The organism is Streptomyces sp. Wb2n-11, assembly GCF_001049855.1.
GTDB lineage: Bacteria > Actinomycetota > Actinomycetes > Streptomycetales > Streptomycetaceae > Streptomyces > Streptomyces altiplanensis.
Genome location: NZ_CVPB01000001.1, coordinates 2,726,570 through 2,742,866 on the forward strand (window position 1 = coordinate 2,726,570; position 16,297 = coordinate 2,742,866).

The following is a 16,297-nucleotide window of genomic DNA, read 5'->3' on the forward strand; positions in this document are numbered from 1 at the left end:
GGTGATCGCGCCGAAAGGAATACCGCCCGGTGAATGCCTACGAACCCGCGGGGCCGGCCTGGACGACGTCACCGAGCCCGGTGAGGCGCAGCAGCGCCAGCAGGTCCTGCCGGGGGCCGCGCAGCAGCAGGCTGCAGCCGGCCCGGCGGGCGGTGAGCCGCAGGCGGGCCAGGGCGTCGGCGGCGGTGAGGTCCGGCTCGGCCAGTCCGGTGACGTCGCAGATCACCTCGGTGGCCCCGGAGACGCACAGCAGGTCGTCCAGCTCGTCGCACAGGCGGGACACGTCGCCGGGGGTCACCCGGCCGGCGACGACGAGGACGATCGGCATCATGGCATTCACACCAGGCAGACCGGGGCCGCGGACGGAACTCATCGGTGGCCGCCTTGCGGTGGCCCCCGCCATTCCGGAACCGGGGGCCCGCGCCACTGATCCCGGACCGGCACCGACTCCGGACCGGCGCTGACCCCGGGCCGGGCGAGGTCCGGGCCGGGCGAGGCACGCCGCGGCGCCGGGTCCCGGCGCGGTGACGCGCGAGTGGACGAAAAGAAAGAGCGGGGCCGGTGGAATCCACCGGCCCCGCTCGGTCGTGCCCGCCGCTACGCGATGCGGCCCAGCACGATCGGGTTCGGAGTGAACTCCGTGCCCTCGGGGGCCGTCAGGACCCCGCCGTTCAGGGCTTCGAGGGCGTACTCGAACTTCTCCGGGGTGTCCGTGTGCAGGGTCATCAGGCGCTGGCCCGCGGTGATCCTGTCGCCCGGCTTGGCGTGGAGTTCGATGCCCGCGCCGGCCTGGACCCGGTCCTCCTTGCGCGCGCGGCCGGCGCCCAGGCGCCAGGCCGCGACACCGACGGCGTACGCGTCGAGGGTGGTGAGGACACCGCTCTCGGAGGCGTGGACGACGTGCTGCTCGCGGGCGACCGGGAGGGCCGCGTCCGGGTCGCCGCCCTGGGCCGCGATCATGCGGCGCCAGACATCCATCGCGGAGCCGTCGGCGAGCGCCTTGGCCGGGTCCGCGTCCTTCAGGCCGGCCGCGTCGAGCATCTCGCGGGCGAGCGCGAGGGTGAGGTCGACGACGTCCTGCGGGCCGCCGCCCGCCAGCACCTCGACGGATTCGCGGACTTCGAGGGCGTTGCCCGCCGTGAGGCCGAGCGGGGTCGACATGTCGGTGAGGAGGGCCACCGTGCGTACGCCGTGGTCGGTGCCCAGGCCCACCATGGTGGCGGCGAGCTCGCGGGCGTCCTCGATGTTCTTCATGAAGGCGCCGGAGCCGACCTTCACGTCCAGGACGAGCGAGCCCGTGCCCTCGGCGATCTTCTTCGACATGATGGAGGAGGCGATCAGCGGGATGGCCTCGACCGTGCCGGTGACGTCGCGCAGCGCGTACAGCTTCTTGTCCGCCGGGGCCAGGCCGTCGCCCGCCGCGCAGATGACCGCGCCGGTGGACTCGAGGACGGAGAGCATCTCCTCGTTGGAGAGCAGGGCGCGCCAGCCGGGGACCGACTCCAGCTTGTCGAGCGTGCCGCCGGTGTGGCCGAGGCCCCGGCCCGAGAGCTGGGGCACGGCCGCGCCGCAGGCGGCGACGATGGGGGCCAGCGGCAGGGTGATCTTGTCGCCGACGCCGCCGGTGGAGTGCTTGTCGGCGGTGGGGCGGGAGAGCTGGGCGAAGTTCATGCGCTCGCCCGAGTTGATCATCGCCGCGGTCCAACGGGCGATCTCGACCCGGTTCATGCCGTTGAGCAGGATCGCCATCGCGAGGGCCGACATCTGCTCGTCGGCGACCTCGCCGCGCGTGTAGGCGTCGATGACCCAGTCGATCTGCTCGGGGCTCAGTTCGCCCTTGTCGCGCTTGGTCCGGATGACGGAAATGACGTCCATGGGGTTTATCGGGTTCCTTCCGGGGTGCCGGGCGCCAGGTGCTGGGGGCCGAAGGCGTCGGGGAGCATGTCGGCGAGGGTACGGATACCCGCCGCCGTGTCGAGCAGTAGCGCGGGGCCGCCGAATTCGTACAGCAGCTGCCGGCAGCGGCCGCAGGGCATCAGGATGTCGCCCCGGCCGTCGACGCAGGTGAAGTGCGTCAGACGGCCGCCGCCGGTGGCGTTGAGCTGCGAGACGAGGCCGCACTCGGCGCACAGGGAGAGGCCGTAGGAGGCGTTCTCCACGTTGCAGCCGGTGACGGTGCGGCCGTCGTCGACGAGGGCCGCGGCGCCGACCGGGAAGCCCGAGTAGGGGGCGTACGCGCGCGACATGGCCTCGCGCGCCGCCTCCCGCAGGGCGTCCCAGTCGACGGCCGCCGCTCCTCGCCTCATTTGCCCTGGCCCTTGCGGTACGGAGTGCCGTTGGCCTTGGGCATGCGGAGCCGCTGTGCGGAGAGCGCCAGGACCAGCAGGGTGGTGACGTACGGCGCGGCGTCCACGAACTGGCTCGGGACCTCGTCGGTGAGCGCGTACCAGGTGAAGAGGGCCGCGGCGGCGACGGCGGAGACCACCGCGGGCACGTACTTCTTCTTGTACAGCTGCCAGAAGAGGACGATCAGCAGCAGGATCGCCAGCAGGAGCAGCATCGCGTGGACGTTCTCGGCGCCGCCGCGCAGCTTGAGGCTGTCGGTGAAGCCGAAGAGGCCGGCGCCCAGCGCCATTCCGCCCGGCATCCAGTTGCCGAAGATCATCGCGGCGAGGCCGATGTAGCCGCGGCCGCCGGTCTGGCCCTCCTGGTAGATGCCGGTGGCGACGATGGCGAGGAAGGCGCCCGCGAGGCCGGCGAGGCCGCCGGAGACGACGACGGCGATGTACTTGTACTTGTAGACGTTGACGCCCAGGGACTCGGCGGCCACCGGGTTCTCGCCGCAGGAGCGCAGGCGCAGGCCGAAGGCCGTGTGCCAGAGGATCCAGACGGTGGCCGGGATCAGCAGCAGCGCGACGACGGTCAGCAGGGAGAGGTTGGTGAGCAGGCCGCCGAGGACGCCCGCGACGTCCGAGACGAAGAACCAGTGTTTGTCCTGGACGTCCCGCAGCCAGTCGGAGAGCCCCGGGACGGTGATCCTCGTGATCTCGTCGATGCGCGGGGACTGCTTGGAGGAACCGCCCGCGGCCTTGTCGAAGGTGAAGTTGGAGAGGTAGCGGGTGGCGCCCACGGCCAGGATGTTGATGGCCACACCGGAGACGATGTGGTTCACGCCGAAGGTGACCGTGATGACCGCGTGCAGCAGACCGCCGAGCGCGCCGCCGAGGATACCGAGGGCGACACCCGACCACGGGCCCCACTGGTAGCCGGCGTACGCGCCGAACCAGGTGCCCAGGATCATCATGCCTTCGAGGCCGATGTTGACGACGCCCGCGCGCTCGGCCCACAGGCCGCCGAGGCCGGCGAGACCGATCGGGACGGCGAGCTGGAGCGCGCCGGAGACCTGGCCGACGGAGGTCAGGTCGTCGGCGCCGCTGACGAGGCGCACCAGCGAGACCAGGGCGAGCCCACCCGCGATGATCAGCAGGATGACGGGGACGGACAGTTTGCGGCGGGCGCTCTTCTTGGGCGCCGCGCTCACGGCGGAGACAGTGCTGGTACTCATTACGCCGCCACCTCCTCACGGTTCTTGCGGGCGGCTGCGGCGAGCTCCTCGCCCACCTTCTGCTGCTGGCGGCGGAGCCCGTAGCGGCGGACGAGTTCGTAACTGACGACGACCGCGATCACGATCAGGCCCTGCATGATCGTGGCGATTTCCTTTTCGTAGCCATACTGGTCGAGTACGGCGGACGCCTTGTCGAGGAAGGCGATCAGGAGCGCGCTGAACAGGATGCCGACCGGGTTGTTGCGGCCGAGCAGGGCGATGGTGATGCCCGTGAAGCCGATGCCGGTCGGGAAGCTGAGGCTGTACGTGTGGGTGTCGCCCAGCAGCGTCGGCATTCCGGCCAGGCCGGCGACTCCGCCCGAGATCAGCATCGCGGTCAGGATCATCTTCTTGGCGTCGACGCCGGAGGCCGCGGCGGCGGTCTGGCTGGCGCCGGTGGCGCGCAGGTCGAAGCCGAAGCGGGTCCGGTTGAGGACGAACCAGTAGACGATGCCGAGGGCGAAGGCGACGAACGTGAAGCCGTAGATCTCGCCGCCGTCACCCATGCTCACGCTCGGGAACCAGCCGGACTCCGCGATCTCGCCCGTGGTGAGGTCGTTGGAACCCTCCGGCTGGACGCCGAAGTTGTCGGGGAGGATCAGCCAGGCGATGAGGCTGGTGGCGATCGCGTTGAGCATGATCGTGGAGACGACCTCGCTCACGCCCCGGATGGTCCGCAGGATGCCCGCGATACCGGCCCAGAAGGCACCGGTCAGCATCGCGACGATCACGATGAGGGCGATGTGCAGCGGTCCGGGCAGGTCGACGCTGGCGCCGACCAGGGCCGCCATCATCGCGGCGAGCCGGTACTGGCCGTCCACACCGATGTTGAACAGGTTCATCCGGAAGCCGACGGCCACGGCGAGCGCCGCCAGGTAGTACGTGCCGGCCTGGTTGAGGATCAGCACCTGGATGTCGGCGTACGCGGCGTTCTCGATCATCAGCGTGTACGGCTCGATCGGGTCGCGGCCCGAGGCGAGCAGCACCACCGAGGTGAGCGCGATGGCGACGACCAGCGCGAGCACTGGGCCGGCGAGGCCCAGGATCAGCCGGTCCTTGTCGAATTTCTTCATCAGGCCTCGTCCTCCGGGGCGTGCTCCAGGTGACCGGTGGCGGCGCCGGTCATGGCCGAGCCCAGTTCCTCCGGGGTGATGGTGGCCGGGTCGGCGTCCGCGACCAGGCGGCCGCGGTACATGACCCGCAGGGTGTCGGAGAGCCCGATCAGCTCGTCCAGGTCGGCGGAGACCAGCAGTACGGCCAGTCCCTCGTGGCGTGCCTCGCGGATCTGGTCCCAGATCTGCGCCTGCGCGCCGACGTCCACGCCGCGCGTGGGGTGCGCGGCGATCAGCAGCTTGGGGGCGTGGCTCATCTCGCGGCCGACGATCAGCTTCTGCTGGTTGCCGCCGGACAGCGAGGCCGCGGTGACCTCGATGCCGGGGGTGCGGACGTCGTACTCGCGCACGATCCGCTCGGTGTCGGCGCGGGCCGCCTTCAGGTCGAGCAGTCCGCGCTTGGAGTTGGGCTCCTCGGTGACGTGGCCGAGGATGCGGTTCTCCCACAGCGGCGCTTCGAGGAGCAGGCCGTGCCGGTGGCGGTCCTCGGGGATGTAACCGATGCCGCGCTCACGGCGCTTGCGGGTGGGCGCGTGCGAGATGTCGGCGTCGTCGAGCGTGATGACGCCGCTGTCCGGGTCGCGCATGCCCATGATCGCCTCGACGAGTTCCGCCTGGCCGTTGCCCTCGACGCCCGCGATGCCGAGGACCTCGCCCTTGTGGATGGTGAGGGAGATCCCGGCGAGCACCTCGCGCACGGCGCCGTCGGGGTCGACGGCGTTGAGCTGGAGGTCGGCGATGCGGAGCATCGGTACGTCGGTGACCGTCGACTCACGGGTCTCGGGCGAGGGGAGCTCGCTGCCGACCATCAGCTCGGCGAGCTGCTTGGGGGTGGTGTTCGCCGGGTCGGCGGTGCCCACGGTCGTGCCGCGCCGGATGACGGTGATGTCGTCGGCGACCGACAGGACCTCGCCCAGCTTGTGCGAGATGAAGATGACCGTCAGGCCCTCGGCCTTGAGCTCGCGGAGGTTGGCGAAGAGCGCGTCGACCTCCTGCGGCACGAGCACGGCGGTCGGCTCGTCGAGGATGAGGATGCGGGCGCCGCGATAGAGGACCTTGAGGATCTCCACGCGCTGGCGGTCGGCCACACCGAGGTTCTCGACCAGGGCGTCGGGGCGCACGTTCAGTCCGTACGCGTCCGAGATCTCCTTGATCTTGTCGCGGGCCTTGTTGCCGATGCCGTACAGCTTCTCGCCGCCGAGGACGACGTTCTCCAGGACGGTGAGGTTGTCGGCGAGCATGAAGTGCTGGTGCACCATGCCGATGCCGCGTGCGATGGCGTCGGCGGGGCTGTGGAAAGCGGCCTGCTCCCCGTCGATGGTGATGGTGCCCTCGTCCGGCTTCTGCATGCCGTAGAGGATCTTCATCAGGGTCGACTTTCCGGCACCGTTCTCACCGACGAGGGCGTGCACGGTGCCCTTGCGGACGGTGATGTCGATGTCGTGGTTGGCGACGACGCCGGGGAAACGCTTGGTGATGCCGTGCAGTTCTACGGCGGGGGGCGTGCTGGACGCGTTGATGACGCACTCTCCTTGGCGGAAAGGAGCGGGAGGCAGGATGCGGGGCGCGGCGAAACTATCGTGCCGAAAAGCTTCTACGCGCGTAGTTCTGCCGAATATCAAAAAGAGCTGGGCGGTATGCGGCCCGGGGGGCCGGAGAGGCGGCAGAAACCGCCTCCCCGGTCCCCCGGGTCTCACGTCGTGACCGGTGGCCCTACGGCGCGGTCCTGACCTCGACCTTGCCGGCGACGACGTCGGCCTTCGCCTTGTCGACGGCGGCGATGAGGTCCGTCATCTTCTGGTACGCCGGGTTGGAGTCGGACAGGCCGACACCGTCCTCCGCGAGGCCGTAACGGACCTCGCCGGACTGCGGCTTGCCGTCCTTGACCGACTTGATCAGGTTGTAGACCGAGTCGGAGACGTCCTTGGTCACCGAAGTGAGGATCTTGTCCTTGTACTTCGCCAGACCGGGCTGCTCGTACTGGTCCGAGTCGACGCCGATGGCCCACTTGCCCTTGCCGGCAGCGGCCTCGATCGTGCCGGAGCCCGCGAGACCGGCGGCGTGGTAGATCACGTCGGCGCCCTTGTCGAGCTGGCCCTCGGCGGCGGCCTTGCCGAGGTCGGGCTTGGAGAAGCCGTCGGTGTTCGGCGGCTGGGTCAGGTACTGCTTGAGCACCTCGACCTGGGGGTTGGTGTCCTTGACGCCCTGGGCGAAGCCCGCCTCGAACTTCTTGATCAGCGGGACCTCGACGCCACCGATGAAGCCGACCTTGTTGGTCTTGGTGGCCTTGGCGGCGGCGACGCCGGCGAGGTAGGAGCCCTGCTCCTCGTTGAAGACCAGGTTCGCGATGTTCTTACCGGTCACCGAGGTGTCGTCGATGATGCCGAAGGTGGTCTTCGGGAACTTCGGCGCGACCTTCTTGATGGCCGGCGCGTAGGCGAAGCCGACGCCGATCACCGGGTTGTTGCCGGAACGGGCCAGCTCGGTGAGGCGCTGGACCTTGTCGGCGTCCGACTCGCCCTCGGAGGGCTCCTGGTCGTTGCCCTTGATGTCGAGGTCCTTCTCGGCCTTCTCCAGGCCGGCGTACGCGGCGTCGTTGAAGGACTGGTCGCCGCGGCCGCCGATGTCGTACGCGATGGCGGCGCTGGGCTCCTTCGAGCCGGAAGCGGAGTCCGACGTCTTGCCACACGCGGTGGCGGAAAACGTGAGGGCTGTGGACGCAATGGCCACAGTGGCAATCCTGGTTACCCGGCGCACGGGAGGGCTCCTTCAACCTGACCGAAGCGCCTCTGCCGGCGCTGGTTTCGCGGCGATCGTAACGCGCGTAGATGCCGGATAAGCGACCGTACGACAGCTGTTATCGGATCGTCGTGAACAGAAAGCGCCGTGGCTGGTTACGAACGGTGTCCGTCGAGCAACGCGGCGGCGGTGAAGAGCTCGACGCCGGCCTCGATCGCGGCCTCGTCCACGTCGAAGTCACCGCGGTGCAGGTCGCGTCGGGCGGTGTCGCCCGGAGTGCGCACGCCCAGGCGGGCCATCGCGCCCGGGACCTGCTCCAGGTACCAGGAGAAGTCCTCGCCCCCGAGGCTCTGCTCGGTGTCCTCGATCGCGTGCAGCCCGCGCCGGGCGGCCATCGCGTCGGTGAGCAGCTCGGTGACGGCGTGCTCGTTCACGACCGGCGGGACGCCGCGGACGTAGTTGATCTCCGACTTGGCGCCGTGCAGGGTCGCGATCTCGTCGATCGCGGCGTGGATCAGGTCCGGGGCCTCGTGCCAGGCGCCGAGGTCCAGGCAGCGGACGGTGCCGGCGAGCACGGCGCGCTGCGGGATGACGTTGCAGGCGTGGCCGGACTCGATGCGGCCCCAGGTCACCGCGAGTCCCGCGCGCGCGTCGACGCGGCGGGCGACCAGCGCCGGGACGTCGGTGGCGACCCTGGCGACGGCCGTGACCAGGTCGGTGGTGAGGTGCGGGCGGGCGGTGTGGCCGCCGGGGCCGTCCAGCGAGATCTCGATCCGGTCACAGGCCGAGGTGATCGGGCCGGTGCGCAGACCGACGCGGCCCGCGTCGACCTTGGGGTCGCAGTGCACCGCGATGATCCTGCCCACGCCGTCGAGACCGCCGGCCTCGATCACGCCGAGCGCGCCGCCGGGCATCATCTCCTCGGCGGGCTGGAAGATCAGCCGTACCGGCTGCGTCAGCAGGCCCTGGCGGGCCAGGCCGGCGAGGACCAGGCCGGCGCCGAGCACCACCGTGGTGTGGACGTCGTGGCCGCAGGCGTGCGCGCGGTCGGGGACGGTGGAGCGGTACGGGACGTCCGTCTTGGTGTCCGGGATGGGCAGCGCGTCGATGTCGGCGCGCATGGCCAGGATCGGACGTACGCCGTCGCGGCCGGCGGCGTCGGCCCGGTCCGTGCCGATGTCGCAGATGAGCCCGGTGCCCGAGGGGAGCACACGTGGCGCCAGACCTGCCTGCTCCAGGCGGGCCTTGATCGCCGCGGTGGTGCGGAACTCCTGATTGCCGAGCTCGGGGTGCATGTGCAGGTCGCGACGGAAGGCGATCAGCTCAAGACGCAGGCTCTCGGGCAGCGTGCCGGGGAGCGGGACCATCCCGGGCAGTGCTGCTTCTTCGGACTCGCAGATCAGGTGGCTCATCCCTGAAAGGGTAGGCGCCTCAGGGGGGTGACTGACCAGTGATCTACAAAACTTCAGTCGCATAGGGGAAAGAAAAGCGGCCCCGCGGTGCATGGGGCCCGGCCGGGGTGGGTAAGCTGCGCCGCTCTCATCGCGCCGTCGAGCTGGCGCTTTGCCCCCGTACCGGGTCTGCCCCGCGGCCCGTCTCCCGTGCGCCGGCCCCGCTCCCTCGTGTGCGATGTCACATATGTGCCGAACTAGACATTCGGCGGACATTCAGCCCGGGGCCGGGAGGCGCTGGACGTCGCGGGCCGTGGTGGTGACGCCCGACAGGAAGCCCTGGGCGCGGGGCGAGGCCGTGTCCCGCAGCCACTGCGGGTTCACGTCGCAGACCGCGACCTGTACGCCCGTGCCCGCCAGCGCGAGCGGGAGGGTGTGCACGACGGTCGAGGGGAAGCTGAGGATCGTACGGCCGATCGGGCCGCGCCGGGCTATGAGCTCCAGCGGCAGGTCGGGGCGGACGATCTCCAGGCCCGTCTCGACGGCGAGGCGGTGCAGCTTGTCGGTGCTCTCGCGGCGGTGGGCGAAGTAGCGGGTGGCGCCGTGGGTCCGGGCCAGGGCGGAGACCGCCTCGACGTACCGGTCGGGGTCGACGACCCCCGTCTCGACCAGCGAGGTGCCGACCAGGTCGGCGCCGCGCGAGACGCGGGGCGGCCCGAAGCGGGCCCGGGTCCAGCCGAAGCCGTTGGCCGTGACGGTGATCCCCGGGGCCCGCTCCACGGGCATCGAGGTGAAGACCTCGACGCTGCGGGTGGGCGACGGGGTGAGGCGGCGGCGCGCCGCCGCCGAAACCGGCCCGAAGACGAAGTCGCGCGCCGCCCGGCGGCCGCCGCGCCGGTGCCAGCGCTCCAGGCGCTCGCCGCCGGTGAGCTGGGCGATGAACTCCATGGTGGCCGTGCCGTCGTCGACGACGACCAGGTCCCGGGCGCGCGTGATCATCAGCAGCAGTTGCACGTACCGCGAGAACGGGTCTCCGATGACGACGCGGCGCGCCCGGCGCAGGGCGGACGCCAGCCCGCCGATGGTCTGGAACGGCGCCCCCGCCCCGCCACGGGCCTCCTCCCACCGCACCCGCATGCCTTCGTGGCGGGCGAGCTCCGCCATGCGCCGCAGCTGGCCGCGGGTCATGGGGTCGGTGGGCGACAGGACGACGACCGTGAGGCCGTGCCTCTGGGGATCCGCCTGCGCGTGGGCCCACTCCAGGACGTTCAGGAGCTGGACGGGGCTCTCGACGAAGGCGAGGGTCTCGGAGGCTTCGGAGGCGCGGGACGCCTCGAGGGCCTCGGTGGCGGAGGGGCCGGGGGTGCCGTTCACGGCGACTTCGACCTCGGTCCGTCAGACCGCGACGGGCTCGCGGTCGGCGCCCTCGGCGACGACACCCGCGACCCGGCGCAGCTTCTTCATCGGACCGAGCTCGGACTCGTACACCTTCTTGACGCCGTCACCGAGGGAGGCCTCGATGGTGCGGATGTCGCGGACCAGGCGGGTCAGGCCGCCGGGCTCGACGGAGGCGGCCTGGTCGGAGCCCCACATGGCGCGGTCGAGGGTGATGTGGCGCTCGACGAACGCGGCGCCGAGGGCGACGGCGGCCAGCGTCGTCTGGAGGCCGGTCTCGTGGCCGCTGTAGCCGATCGGGACGTTGGGGTACTCGGCCTGGAGCGTGTTGATCACGCGCAGGTTGAGCTCCTCGGCCTTCGCCGGGTACGTCGACGTGGCGTGGCAGAGCAGGATGTTGTCGCTGCCCAGCACCTCCACGGCGTGGCGGATCTGGCGCGGCGTCGACATGCCGGTGGAGAGGATGACCGTGCGGCCGGTGGCACGCAGCGAGCGCAGCAGCTCGTCGTCCGTGAGGGACGCGGAGGCGACCTTGTGGGCGGGTACGTCGAACTTCTCCAGGAAGGCGACGGCCTCGGTGTCCCACGGGGAGGCGAACCAGTCGATGCCGCGCTTCTTGCAGTGCTCGTCGATGGCGCGGTACTCGTCCTCGCCGAACTCGACGCGGTGACGGTAGTCGATGTACGTCATCCGGCCCCACGGGGTGTCCCGCTCGATGTCCCACTGGTCGCGCGGGGTGCAGATCTCCGGGGTGCGCTTCTGGAACTTGACCGCGTCGCAGCCGGCGTCGGCGGCGGCGTCGATGAGCGCGAAGGCGTTCTCGATGTCGCCGTTGTGGTTGATGCCGATCTCGCCGGTGACGTAGACGGGGTGGCCCGGGCCCGCGGTCTTGGAACCGAGGGTGCGGAGGCGGGAGTTGGTGCTCATGTGGATCTTTTCCTTACGGGGGGGAGTTACGGGGTGAGGGTGGGGGTGCCGGTGGTGAGTGACGGGCCGAGGACCCAGGCGGCGATCTCGCGGATCGCGCCCTCGCCGCCCGGGACCGCCGTCACGGCGCGCGCCGCCGCGCGCACCGTGTCGTGGGCGTTGGCGACCGCCACCGGCCAGCCGACGAGGGCCAGGCAGGACAGGTCGTTGACGTCGTTGCCGGCGTAGAGCACCCGTTCGGGTGCCACGCCCTGCTCCTCGCACCACTGCTTGAGGGCGAGGTCCTTGCGGTCGATGCCGTGGAGCACGGGGATGCGCAGCTTGCGGGCCCGTGCGGCGACGACCGCGTTCTGTTCCGTGGACAGGATCAGCAGCTTGAGCCCCGCCTTGCGCAGGGCCGCGATGCCGAGCCCGTCGCCGCGGTGCACGGCGACGAGTTCGCGTCCTTCGGAGTCGATCAGCACCCGGTCGTCGGTCTGGGTGCCGTCGAAGTCGATGACGACGGCGTCGATGTCGTCGCGGGTGGGGAGGGCGCCCGGTGTCTCCTGCGGGTCGAGGAGCGGCGCGAGGGCGCGGGCGCGGGCCAGGTCGTGCGGGTCGTCGATCTCCAGGACACGGGCCGGGTCCGTGACGACGAGCGCGGTCCGCCCGAAGAAGCGGTGCCCGGCCTTGCGGAATCCGGCGGCGTCCATGGCGTACGCCGCGCCGGTCTCCAGGAAGTCCTGCGGACGGTCCTGGCGGCGGGGGCGGAAGCTCTTGTCGTGGTTGACGCCCTCCGCGGCGGACGCGGCGTCCCCGGCGGACCCGGCGGACTCGCGCCAGACGAAGCCGTGGAAGGGGGCCACCGTGTGGGCCGTGTCCGCGCCGTCCTCGACGACCGCGGCGCAGACGCCGTCGACGTCCTCGCTCGTCAGGAACGGGCTCGTGCACTGCACCAGCAGCACCACGTCCACCACCGCGCCGTGCAGCGCCTCGTGGGTGTCCAGGGCGTGCAGTACGGCCGCCTCACTGGTCGCCGTGTCCCCCGCGATGCCGGCCGGGCGCGGCACCACCTCGGCGCCCGCGCCGCGCGCCGCCGCCGCGATGGCGGGGTCGTCCGTGGAGACCACGACGTGCGTGACCCGGCCGGCGCCCCGGCACGCCCGGACGGCGCGCGCCACGAGCGGCACTCCGCCGACGGGGGCGAGGTTCTTCGCCGGTACGCCCTTGGATCCGCCGCGGGCGGGGATCACGGCGAGGACGCGGCGTCCGGGCCCTGCGTCGGTCTGCGGCTGGCTGTTCACAGTTCTCCCATGCGGCGGATGACGGGCGCCACGCGCTGCACCCCGTGGCGGTACGCCCCGCGCGCCGCCTCGCGCACGGCGTCGCGCAGGACGCGGCGTACGCCGGTGACGTCGGCGGTGGTGGTGTGCGTGCCGTCGAGGCGGTGGCGGGCGAGGATGCCGGGGAGGTAGCCCGGCGCGGTGGCGGGGGTGTAGTAGGGGGCGACCGGCGGGAGGCCGGGGCGCTCCAGGAGTGCGGTGACCCGCTTGCGCACGGCGTCGAAGGCCGTCTCGTACGAGCCGTCCGCGGCCACGCCCTGCGCCGCCAGCCACTCCTCGTCGGCCCGCGGCCGGTGGCCGGCGTCGAGCTGGTCCCAGGAGGCGAGGCAGCCGGAGCCGAGGAAGTGGTGGTTGCCCAGGACCTCGCGCACGCCCAGGTCGGTGAGGACGGCGGTCGGGATGCGGCGGTGCAGGGACTCCAGGGCGGCGGTCGAGCTGACCGTGACGAGGAGGTCGGCGCGGTCCAGGACCTCGCCCATGTGCCCGTACACGAGGCGGAAGTTGGGCGGCGTGCCGCCTTCGATGCGGGCCGCGAGCTTCTGGTAGGGCAGTTCCTCGATGTGCGTGGTGTGCTCGCCCGGCTTGCTGCGGAGCTTGAGGAGGACCTCGCGGCCGGGGTGCAGCCGGGCGTGCTGGACGAGGCGGCGCAGCAGGTAGGCGCGGTCGGCGCGGGACTGCGGGACGGAGGGCTGGGCCGCGAAGACGACGGTGCGGGTGTCCGTACCGGTGTAGCTGTCGCCGCCGAGGAAGGGCAGCGCGGCCTCCGTCACGGCCGAGGCGTCGGCGCCCACGCCCTCGTACACCGCGCGGAAACGCTCCGCGTCGTGGCGCGAGTTGGCGAGGACGATGTCGGCGCCGTGGCGCAGCAGCAGCCCGTCCGCGAGCTTCTCGTAGACGACGCCGACGTATCCCGTGCCGATGACGGGCCGGCGCCCGGTGTCCGGCCACAGCGGCGCGAGGCCGTGCAGCATCGCCTGTACGGCGCCGCCGACGAGGGCGAGCAGGACGACGTCGTACGCCTCGTGCTCGACCTCACCGATGAACTCGGCGGCGGTCACCTCCCGCACGCCCTCGACCGGCACGCCGACCTCGGCGAGCTGACGGGGGGTGGGGGTGGCCCGGCCGCGCAGCAGGAATCCGCTGACTTCCGCTTCCGGTGCGATGCGGCGAGCGGTGAGCGCTCCCCATTTCCATCGCGTGTCGGAATCGGCGATCACGGCGATCCGCAGGGCTTTGCTGGTACTTGCTGGCACATCGAAGAAACTAGGGAGGCATTCCGATTGACGGCCCAACTCAGCCGCAACAAACGGTTAACAGCACATCGACGATCGGCGTCGGCGCCCGGGAAACAGGCAGGTTAACCATTCCGCCATTCTTCGTTCACCCGCCATCCCCGTGGGGGTCGCGGCGAATGCCGCAGTGCGCCCTAGCGTTGCGGGGTGGTCAAGCTCTCTGTCGTCGTGCCGTTCTTCAACGTGCAGACATACGCCCCAGACACTCTTCGAAGCCTCCGCGCGAATGCCCGCGAGGACTTCGAATTCATCCTCGTCGACGACTGTTCGACCGACGGGACGCCGGAGATCCTCCAGCGCGCCGAGCGTGAGCTCCCGGGGGCGGTCCTGGTCAGACACGAGCGCAACGGCGGCCTGGCCACCGCCCGCAACACCGGACTCGACGCGGCGCGCGGCGAGTACCTGGCCTTCCTCGACGGCGACGACTGGCTGGCCCCCGGCCACTACGCGCGTCTGCTCGCCGCCATGGAGGAGCTGGGCTGCGACTTCGTCCGCACCGACCACGTGCAGTGCACCGGGCGCACGCGTACGGTCCACCGCGTCCCGCACGGCCGGCGCGGCGTCGTCATGTCGCCGCGCGAGGCGATCCTGCCCGCCAGCCGGTCCACCTCCGTCGACTACGCGTACGCCTGGGCCGGCATGTACCACCGCAGGCTCGCCGACCGGGGGCTGCTGCACTTCACCGACGGCCTGCGCACGGCCGAGGACCGGCCGTGGATCTGGCGGCTGCACCGGGAGGCCGGGAGCTTCGCCGTACTCGGCATGCTGGGCGTCTTCTACCGGCGGGGCGTCGCTTCGTCGCTCACGCAGATCGGCGACGTACGGCAGCTCGACTTCATCCGGGCCTTCGACCAGGTCGTCGGGGAAACGGCGGAGGACCGCGACGCGGACCGGCTGCTGCCTAAGGCGGTACGTACGTACTGCGCCATCATCTCCCACCATCTGGGAAGCATCGAAAGGTTCGAACCGGCCGTGGCACGGAAATTGCGGACGATGAGCGCGGCGGCCCTCAAGCGGATGCCGCAGGACGTCCTGAAGGACGCGCTGGACTCGATGGACACCGAGCGTTCCGTGCGGCTGCGCCGTCTCCACCGCCGTCCCGCGGGCGCGCAGGCGTCGCCGGAGGCGGCTGCCTGATGGCCACGACGCAGATCTTCTTCGCCTCCACGCTGTACGGCGCCGCGACGCTCGCCGCCGCCATCGACAGCGACTGCTTCGCTCCGGCCGGCCGGCGGCTGCTCCTCGTCAGCAACAACGCCACCACCCCCGAGACGACACCCTCCCTCGACGAGATGCCGGGCTTCGAGCGGCTGCGCGACCGCTTCGACCGGGTGCTGTCCTGGAACGAGGCCCTCGCGCCCTTCCATCCCGGCGCCTGGTCGCCGCGCACGGACGACATCCCGCTGTGGGAACGCCACTTGAGGCTGCTGTGGGGCCTCGGGGACGACACGGTGGAGCTGGTCGTCGAGTCCATCCAGGTCAACCCGGCGCTGGCGCTCACCCAGCTGTTCACGGACGCGCCGGTCGACGTGTACGCCGACGGGCTGATGAGCTACGGCCCGACCCGCAACAAGATCGACCCGCTGGTCGGCACGCGCGTACGCCGCCTGCTCCACCTGGACCTGGTGCCGGGCCTGACCCCGCTGCTGCTCGGGGAGTTCGGCGTACCGCCGGAGGTCGTACCGACGGAGTCCTTCCTGAAGGTGCTCGGCGAACTGTCCGACGGGGAAGAGGAGCTGTCGCTCCCCGCCGGTTCGGCGCTCCTCCTCGGCCAGTACCTGTCCGCGCTCTCGATCCTCACCGCGGAGGAGGAGGAAGACCTCCACGTGGCGATGTTGCGCGGGGCCGTCGACCGGGGCCACCGGCAGGTCGTCTTCAAGCCGCACCCCACGGCGCCGGCCCGCTGGTCGCGCCTGCTGGAGCGCGAGGCGCAGACGCTGGGCGTCGAACTGACCGTCCTGGACAGCCCGGTGCTGGCCGAGGTGGTGTACCAGCGGCTGCGTCCCGCGCTGGTGGTCGGGTGCTTCTCGACGGCGCTGCTGACGGCGAGCACGTTCTACTCGGTCCCGGTGGCCCGCACCGGCACGGACCTGCTCCTGGAACGCCTCTCGCCGTACCAGAACAGCAACCGCGTGCCGGTCACGATCGTCGACGCGCTGGTCCCCGGCCTGGAAGAGGACGGCGCGCACGCCGGCCCGCCGGACCTGGCGGGCCTGCTCAAGGCGGTCGGCTTCGCGATGCAGCCGCAGATCCGCGCGGACCTGCGGCCGGCGGCCGAGCGCTTCCTCGCCCAGCACCTCAGGGGCAGCACCTGGCGCTACTTCAAGCGCCGCCGGCTGACCACGCTCGCGCTGCCGGGCGCGATCCCGAAGCAGTTCGGCTTCATCCCGCGCAGCACGGCGCTGCGGCGCGTGGTGCGCAGGGCGCGGTCGCTGAAGCGGTCCGCGCTCCGGAAGGCCGCGACGGGCTGACGGGCTGACGGGCTGACGGGCTGACGGGCTGACGGCGAAGGGGG

Annotated in this window: 14 protein-coding genes; 2 read left to right on the top strand and 12 right to left on the bottom strand. The window is 71.4% G+C overall.

Translation table 11 applies throughout. From position 1 onward, the window contains the following. Positions 1-37: 37 nt before the first annotated feature. The 12 genes from BN1555_RS12110 to BN1555_RS12165 form a co-directional block, all read right to left on the bottom strand. Positions 38-373, bottom strand: coding sequence for an STAS domain-containing protein (locus BN1555_RS12110; protein ID WP_093799400.1), 336 nt, complete (start codon positions 371-373; stop codon positions 38-40). 224 nt (positions 374-597) lie between these two features. Then, the gene (locus BN1555_RS12115) at positions 598-1,875 is read right to left on the bottom strand and encodes a thymidine phosphorylase (RefSeq protein WP_093799401.1); all 1,278 of its coding nucleotides are present in this window, start codon (positions 1,873-1,875) and stop codon (positions 598-600) included. A gap of 5 nt (positions 1,876-1,880) precedes the next feature. Beyond that, positions 1,881-2,306 carry a cytidine deaminase gene (locus BN1555_RS12120; protein ID WP_093799402.1) on the bottom strand — a complete coding sequence of 142 codons (426 nt, stop codon included), beginning with the start codon at positions 2,304-2,306 and terminating at the stop codon, positions 1,881-1,883. After that, a complete protein-coding gene (locus BN1555_RS12125; protein ID WP_093799403.1) occupies positions 2,303-3,565 on the bottom strand; it encodes an ABC transporter permease in 1,263 nt (420 codons plus the stop codon). Before BN1555_RS12125 ends, BN1555_RS12120 begins: the two co-directional genes overlap by 4 nt. Continuing rightward, positions 3,565-4,677, bottom strand: a complete 1,113-nt coding sequence (locus BN1555_RS12130) for an ABC transporter permease (protein ID WP_093799404.1) — start codon at positions 4,675-4,677, stop codon at positions 3,565-3,567. Before BN1555_RS12130 ends, BN1555_RS12125 begins: the two co-directional genes overlap by 1 nt. Continuing rightward, a complete protein-coding gene (locus tag BN1555_RS12135) occupies positions 4,677-6,203 on the bottom strand; it encodes an ABC transporter ATP-binding protein (protein ID WP_176710272.1) in 1,527 nt (508 codons plus the stop codon). Before BN1555_RS12135 ends, BN1555_RS12130 begins: the two co-directional genes overlap by 1 nt. 226 nt (positions 6,204-6,429) lie before the next feature. Continuing rightward, complete coding sequence (locus tag BN1555_RS12140; protein WP_093799405.1) at positions 6,430-7,473, bottom strand: BMP family lipoprotein; 1,044 nt, start codon at positions 7,471-7,473, stop codon at positions 6,430-6,432. 137 nt (positions 7,474-7,610) lie between these two features. Further along, positions 7,611-8,867, bottom strand: coding sequence for an amidohydrolase (locus tag BN1555_RS12145; protein ID WP_093799406.1), 1,257 nt, complete (start codon positions 8,865-8,867; stop codon positions 7,611-7,613). Between the two features lie 255 nt (positions 8,868-9,122). After that, on the bottom strand, positions 9,123-10,220 hold the full coding sequence (locus BN1555_RS12150) for a hypothetical protein (protein WP_093799407.1): 1,098 nt from the start codon (positions 10,218-10,220) through the stop codon (positions 9,123-9,125). Between the two features lie 21 nt (positions 10,221-10,241). After that, entirely contained in the window at positions 10,242-11,168 is a 927-nt protein-coding gene (locus BN1555_RS12155) for an N-acetylneuraminate synthase family protein (protein ID WP_093799408.1), read from the bottom strand. A gap of 26 nt (positions 11,169-11,194) precedes the next feature. After that, a complete protein-coding gene (locus BN1555_RS12160; protein ID WP_093799409.1) occupies positions 11,195-12,451 on the bottom strand; it encodes an acylneuraminate cytidylyltransferase in 1,257 nt (418 codons plus the stop codon). Then, on the bottom strand, positions 12,448-13,743 hold the full coding sequence (locus BN1555_RS12165) for a DUF6716 putative glycosyltransferase (RefSeq protein WP_093799410.1): 1,296 nt from the start codon (positions 13,741-13,743) through the stop codon (positions 12,448-12,450). Before BN1555_RS12165 ends, BN1555_RS12160 begins: the two co-directional genes overlap by 4 nt. A gap of 186 nt (positions 13,744-13,929) precedes the next feature. On the opposite strand from BN1555_RS12165, the gene BN1555_RS12170 reads away from it, so the two are divergent. Both BN1555_RS12170 and BN1555_RS12175 read left to right on the top strand, forming a co-directional pair. Beyond that, positions 13,930-14,919, top strand: a complete 990-nt coding sequence (locus BN1555_RS12170) for a glycosyltransferase family 2 protein (protein WP_093799411.1) — start codon at positions 13,930-13,932, stop codon at positions 14,917-14,919. Further along, on the top strand, positions 14,919-16,253 hold the full coding sequence (locus BN1555_RS12175) for an alpha-2,8-polysialyltransferase family protein (RefSeq protein ID WP_093799412.1): 1,335 nt from the start codon (positions 14,919-14,921) through the stop codon (positions 16,251-16,253). Before BN1555_RS12170 ends, BN1555_RS12175 begins: the two co-directional genes overlap by 1 nt. Positions 16,254-16,297 lie beyond the last annotated feature (44 nt).